General features: G+C 53.8%; 1 tRNA gene and 2 rRNA genes. All 3 read left to right on the top strand.

From position 1 onward, the window contains the following. Positions 1-1,334, top strand: a 23S ribosomal RNA gene (locus RQI55_RS24180); the annotation flags it as partial. A 253-nt stretch (positions 1,335-1,587) separates the two neighbouring features. Beyond that, positions 1,588-1,702, top strand: a 5S ribosomal RNA gene (rrf, locus tag RQI55_RS24175). Between the two features lie 263 nt (positions 1,703-1,965). Next, positions 1,966-2,042, top strand: a tRNA-Met gene (locus tag RQI55_RS24170). Positions 2,043-2,044: the final 2 nt, after the last annotated feature.

Raw genomic sequence — 2,044 nt, 5'->3', positions numbered from 1 at the left:
GTGTGTTGTACATTCTTACTGGATTGAATGTGCGGCGAAGAGGTTCCAGGAAATAGCTCCACCGTATAGACCGTACCCGAAACCGACACAGGTGGTCAGGTAGAGTATACCAAGGCGCTTGAGAGAACTATGTTGAAGGAACTCGGCAAATTGCACGCGTAACTTCGGAAGAAGCGTGACCCTGTTGTACGCAAGTATGTCAGGGTGGCACAGACCAGGGGGTAGCGACTGTTTATCAAAAACACAGGGCTCTGCGAAGTAGCAATACGACGTATAGGGTCTGACGCCTGCCCGGTGCTGGAAGGTTAAAGGGAGGGGTGCAAGCTCTGAACTGAAGCCCCAGTAAACGGCGGCCGTAACTATAACGGTCCTAAGGTAGCGAAATTCCTTGTCGGGTAAGTTCCGACCTGCACGAATGGCGTAACGACTTCCCCGCTGTCTCCAACATAGACTCAGTGAAATTGAATTCCCCGTGAAGATGCGGGGTTCCTGCGGTCAGACGGAAAGACCCCGTGCACCTTTACTATAGCTTTACACTGGCATTCGCCAAGGCATGTGTAGGATAGGTGGTAGGCTTTGAAGCGGGGACGCCAGTTCCCGTGGAGCCATCCTTGAAATACCACCCTTATCTTCGTGGATGTCTAACCGCGGTCCGTTATCCGGATCCGGGACAGTGTATGGTGGGTAGTTTGACTGGGGCGGTCGCCTCCGAAAGAGTAACGGAGGCGCGCGATGGTGGGCTCAGACCGGTCGGAAATCGGTCGTCGAGTGCAATGGCATAAGCCCGCCTGACTGCGAGACTGACAAGTCGAGCAGAGACGAAAGTCGGTCATAGTGATCCGGTGGTCCCGTGTGGAAGGGCCATCGCTCAACGGATAAAAGGTACGCCGGGGATAACAGGCTGATGACCCCCAAGAGTCCATATCGACGGGGTTGTTTGGCACCTCGATGTCGACTCATCGCATCCTGGGGCTGGAGCAGGTCCCAAGGGTATGGCTGTTCGCCATTTAAAGCGGTACGTGAGTTGGGTTCAGAACGTCGTGAGACAGTTCGGTCCCTATCTGCCGTGGGTGTAGGAATATTGACAGGATCTGTCCCTAGTACGAGAGGACCGGGATGGACGTATCTCTGGTGGATCTGTTGTCCTGCCAAGGGCATAGCAGAGTAGCTATATACGGAATGGATAACCGCTGAAGGCATCTAAGCGGGAAACCAACCTGAAAACGAGTGTTCCCTATCAGAGCCGTGGAAGACGACCACGTTGATAGGACGGGTGTGGAAGTGCAGTAATGCATGAAGCTTACCGTTACTAATAGCTCGATCGACTTCTTCGTTCCCATTGATTATGTTCATCGAACGCAGTTCGATGATGACTTCTGTCCTCACGGCCAAAGGCCTGCGGACGGCGCGCGCCACGAGGCGCGACGGACTATCGTCCTGTAGGACGCCACGCTCACACTCGAGCAAGGCACCATACGGATAGGTCAAGTGAGACGTGTATATTAAGACAAAAAGTGGCTTTGCCACCCAGCTTCTCGAAACAACAGTTTCCATGTGAAAACATGGTCATTCGTTGCGTTTTGCCGACCTGGTGGTTATTGCGGGGCGGCTGCACCCGTTCCCATTCCGAACACGGCCGTGAAACGCCCCAGCGCCAATGGTACTCCGTCTTAAGACGCGGGAGAGTAGGTCGCTGCCAGGTCTGCAAAACGCAACAAATCATAAAACAGTCTTCTCAATCACATTCCTTCGGCCCAGCCGATACTAAGGGTCGCGCAAGCGGCCTTTATGCGTTTAAGCAATTAGCTCATAGGCGGATGTCGTTCCCCTCGAGTTCTAACAACGGTATTTTGCCAAGGCAAAAACCGGACCGAGACGACATTTTGCCCTCGGCAAAAGTCGGGTAGAGACGCAAACCTAAACAGGTTTGCTCTGGCGGTTTTTGCAAACGCAAAAACCTGGTAACGCGGGGTGGAGCAGCCCGGTAGCTCGTCAGGCTCATAACCTGAAGGCCGCAGGTTCAAATCCTGCCCCCGCAACCAAA

The organism is Rhizobium sp. WCS2018Hpa-16 (assembly GCF_031843705.1).
Classification (GTDB): Bacteria; Pseudomonadota; Alphaproteobacteria; order Rhizobiales; family Rhizobiaceae; genus Agrobacterium; species Agrobacterium tumefaciens_C.
The sequence above is the reverse complement of the archived record's forward strand: the minus strand, read 5'-3'. Positions and strand labels throughout refer to the sequence as shown.